This window comes from Phenylobacterium sp., assembly GCF_030693625.1.
Taxonomy (GTDB): Bacteria; Pseudomonadota; Alphaproteobacteria; order Caulobacterales; family Caulobacteraceae; genus Phenylobacterium; species Phenylobacterium ferrooxidans.
Map to the genome: position 1 here is coordinate 1 of NZ_JAUYAF010000036.1, position 3,985 is coordinate 3,985.

At 68.1% G+C, this 3,985-nt stretch carries 3 protein-coding genes and 1 pseudogene; 2 read left to right on the forward strand and 2 right to left on the reverse strand.

The features are described from left to right. Positions 1 to 124, forward strand: a pseudogene (locus Q8N10_RS08540) (IS630 family transposase); the annotation flags it as partial. Positions 125 to 150: 26 nt separating this feature from the next. Next, a complete protein-coding gene (locus Q8N10_RS08545) occupies positions 151 to 933 on the forward strand; it encodes a metallophosphoesterase family protein (protein WP_304777330.1) in 783 nt (260 codons plus the stop codon). A gap of 18 nt (positions 934 to 951) precedes the next feature. On the opposite strand, the gene Q8N10_RS08550 is transcribed toward Q8N10_RS08545, so the two are convergent. Further along, a complete protein-coding gene (locus Q8N10_RS08550; protein WP_304777331.1) occupies positions 952 to 1,821 on the reverse strand; it encodes a DUF1206 domain-containing protein in 870 nt (289 codons plus the stop codon). A 267-nt stretch (positions 1,822 to 2,088) separates the two neighbouring features. Beyond that, the coding region (polA, locus tag Q8N10_RS08555; RefSeq protein ID WP_305663893.1) for a DNA polymerase I at positions 2,089 to 3,985 on the reverse strand (1,897 nt) is incomplete at its 5' end.

The following is a 3,985-nucleotide window of genomic DNA, read 5'->3' on the forward strand; positions in this document are numbered from 1 at the left end:
GCTCCGAAAGGCCGCCGCCAGAACCCTCGAGCAGCTCTGGTCAGCCATCGCTCAAATCATCGACGCCTTCACACCAAGGGAATGCGCGAACTACTTCGCCGCCGCTGGATACGATGCAGACTGATCGAAAAATGCTCTAGAGGTCCACCCTTGTTCTCCCGTCTGTTCGGCCGCAAGACCCCACAAGCTCCGCCCTCCACCGAGGGGCGGCTGGCCTATGCCGTGGGGGATATCCACGGCCGCCTCGACGCCTTCGACGCCCTGCTGCACGTGATCGCTGAGGACGCCCTGGCCTCCCAGCCAACCCAGCGGCCCATGCTGATCCTGCTGGGGGACTATGTGGACCGGGGGCCTGCCTCGGCCCAGGTGGTCGAGCGTATCCTGAAGCTGACCGACGAACCCGCCTTCGAGGTCCGGGCATTGAAGGGCAACCACGAGGAAGCCCTGCTGCAGTTCCGCGATGAGCCGGGGTTCGGCCAGACGTGGGTGGAGCACGGCGGGGCGGCGACGCTTGCCTCCTACGGTGTCCAGCCGCCGGTGACGCGCACTGATCCCGACGCCTGGGAAACCGCGCGCGTGGCGTTTCGCGACGCCTTGCCGGCGTCCCACAAGGCCTTCTACGAGGGCCTGGAGATCATGATCACCGTGGGCGACTACGCCTTCGTCCACGCCGGGGTGCGTCCCGGGGTGCCCCTGGACCGTCAGGTGGAGCGCGACTTGCTGTGGATCCGGGCGGAATTCCTGCAGTCCACGGCCAAGTTCGAGAAGGTCATCGTCCATGGGCATACGCCGATGGAGGAGCCGCAGGTGGTCGCCGGCCGCCGCATCGGGGTCGACACAGGCGCCTACGCCACGGGCCTGCTCACCGCCGTGCGCCTGGACGACAGCGGCCACCGTATCCTGCAGGGCCGTGCTGTCAGGTCGGCGGCCTAACCTTTTGAACTGGAGCGCTCAGCTGATGACCTGCTCCACCGCTATCCGGCGGTAGCGCGCCTCGATCACGGCGAAGACGCCGAAGGCGACGAGGCCGAGGGCCACCAGGATCAGCAGGGCGTCGCCAAACGGTTGCGCCTCCATCATCTGCAGGGCGCCACCCATGCCGGTGGCCTCTCCGCTGCGGGCCTTCAGGCCCGCCATCAGCATCAGGCCGCCCACGGGCAGGAAGGCTACTCCCCGTCCCAGATAGCCGGCGCGCCCGACCCAGGGCGCCCACCTGCGCACAGCCGCCTCGCAGGCCAGCGGCTTGCAGAAGTCTCGGCCAAACACCTGGATGATGTTGCCGACGCCCGCGCCCAGGATGAACAGTCCGGCCGCCGCGATCAGCAGTTCGCCGCCGGGCAGGTCCAGCACCTTGGCCACGGCCTGCCGGGTCTCAGCCTGCTCGTCGGTCTCGGTGAGGCTCTCCAGGGTGTCGATCAGGCTGAAGACCGAGACGCCCAGGGCGGCATATACGACACCGCTGATCGCCTGGCCGACCCGGGAGCCGATGGCCTTGAGGCTGGAGCCCTGCCGGTCGGCGTCGAATACCGACTGCAGCAAGCGCCAGCCCGCGAAGGCGTAGAGGCCAAGTCCTATGAGCCACAACAGCACCACGCCGAACGGCCAGTTCGCCCAGGCCTCAAGGACGCCGCGCGAGCCTTCCGCTCTGGGCGTCAGGTCCAGGGCCGCGGCCACCGCCATGGCGCCTATGCTCAGATAGATGAAGCCCCGCGCCACATAACCCGCGCGACAGGCCAGTTCGGCCAGCGCGCCCAGGGGCGCGGTCGCCAGCCAGGTGCGGACCTGGGCGAAGGCGCTCGCAGAGGGTTCGGTAACGGTCATGGCCAAGGGAGGTCGCCCCCGCGCCCAAGCGGCGCAGTGGCGGGAACGTCAGCCCGGGCGCCCGGTTCCTCATTCGTCTGCGGATTGATGACCGTCGCGGCTAGGGGTCGGTGGCCCGAGGTTTCTGATCGCCGCCAGGCGACAAGAAGTTCGGCCGCGAACCTCGAACTTCACGAACGCGATTCTACCTGCTGAGGCCGGGCCGCTCCGAGTTCGTGTCGTTCGTGAGGTTCGTGGTTCAAATCTCTCTTCAGCCCTCGGCAAGGCTCAGTGGGCGTCATCCCAGTTCTTGGCGGCGCGGGCGTCCACCACCAGGGGCACCGACAGCGCCACCACCGGCTCGGCGGCGTGCTCCATGACCCGCTTGGCGACCTTGATCAGTGCGTCGGCCTCGGCTTCCGGCGCCTCGAAGACCAGTTCGTCGTGCACCTGCAGCAGCATGCGGGCCTTGAGGCCTGACTCTTTCAGCGCGGCGGGCATGCGGATCATGGCCCGCCGGATGATGTCGGCCGCCGCGCCCTGCAGCGGGGCGTTGATGGCCGCCCGGTCGCCGAAGGCCCGCTCGGCCTGGGACTTGGAATAGACCGCCGGGATATTGACCTTGCGCCCGAAGATGGTGGTGACGAACCCTTGGGCCCGTGCCCCCTGCTTGGTGCGGTCCATATAGGTGCGGATGCCGGGGAAGCGCTCGAAATAGGTCTTGATATAGGCCCCGGCCTCGTCCTGCGGGATCGACAGCTGGTTGGCGAGGCCAAAGGCCGAGATGCCGTAGACGATGCCGAAATTGATCGCCTTGGCCCGGCGGCGCGTCTCGGCCGGCATGCCCTCGATGGGGACGCCGAACATCTCCGAGGCCGTCGCCGCGTGGATGTCCTGGCCCTCCAGGAAGGCCTTCTTCAGCTGCGGGATGTCGCCCACATGGGCCAGCAGGCGCAGCTCGATCTGGCTGTAGTCGGCGCTGATCAGGACGTGGCCCGGCTCGGCGATGAAGGCCTTGCGGATCTTGCGGCCTTCCTCGGTGCGCACCGGGATGTTCTGCAGGTTGGGGTCGGAGGAGGACAGCCGCCCCGTGGTCGTGGCGCCCAGCGCATAGGAGGTGTGGACGCGGTTGGTGCGGGGTGAGATCGCCGCGGCCAGGTTGTCGGTATAGGTGCCCTTCAACTTGGAGAGCTGCCGCCAGTCCAGCAGGACACGGGGCAGTTCGTGGCCGGCGGCGGCCAGGTCCTCGAGGATCGAGGCGTCGGTGCCTTGCGCCCCCGTCGCCGTGGTCTTCTTCGAGGCCAGGCCCATCTCCTGATAGAGCACCTCGCCGATCTGCTTGGGGCTGCCGAGGTTGAAGGGCCGGCCGGCCAGTTCGTAGGCCTGGGCCTCCAGCTCGGTCATGCGCACGGAGAAGTCGTGGCTGAGGCGAGCCAGCTGGTCGGGATCGATGCGGATGCCCTCGATCTCCATCTGGGCCAGGACCGCGGGCATGGGCCGCTCCAGGGTCTCATAGACCGTGAGCAGGCCCTCGCTGTTCAGGCGCGGCCGCAGCAGCAGGTAGAGCCGCAGGGTGACGTCGGCGTCCTCGGCGGCGTAGCAGGTGGCCGGCTCCAGCTGCACATGCTTGAAGCTCTTCTGCGCCTTGCCGGTCCCGGCCACCTGCTTGAAAGGGATGGGCTCGTGGTCCAGCCAGCGCTTGGAAAGCTCGTCCATGCCGTGGCTCTTGTGCAGGCCGGCCTCCAGCACGTAGCTGATTAGCATGGTGTCCTCGATGGGGGACACGTTGATGCCTTGGCGCGACAGCACGGCGATGTCGTACTTGGCGTTCTGCGCCACCTTCAGGACCGAAGGGTCCTCCAGCAGGGGCTTCAGCCGGGCGATCACCTCGTCGTGGGTGATCTGGGTCAGGTCGGCCGGGGCGTCGAACGCCAGTCCGCCCTCGTGTTCGTGGCCCACCGGGATGTAGCAGGCCTCTCCGGGCGCGACGGCCAGGGACACGCCGCACAGCCCCGCATTGGCCGAGGACAGGGAGTCCGTCTCGGTATCGAAGGCGATGACGCCGGCCGCATGGGCCTTGGCGATCCAGGCGTCGAGAGTCTGGATGTCGCGGACGCAGACATATTTGGTGACGTCGACGGGGCCGTGATCGGCAGCTGTGACGGGGCGCGGCGCCGGCGTCGCG

Bases quoted from the DNA above. Each gene is read 5' to 3' on its own strand.
- Q8N10_RS08550 (WP_304777331.1), bottom strand. From the start codon at position 1,821: ATGACCGTTACCGAACCCTCTGCGAGCGCCTTCGCCCAGGTCCGCACC.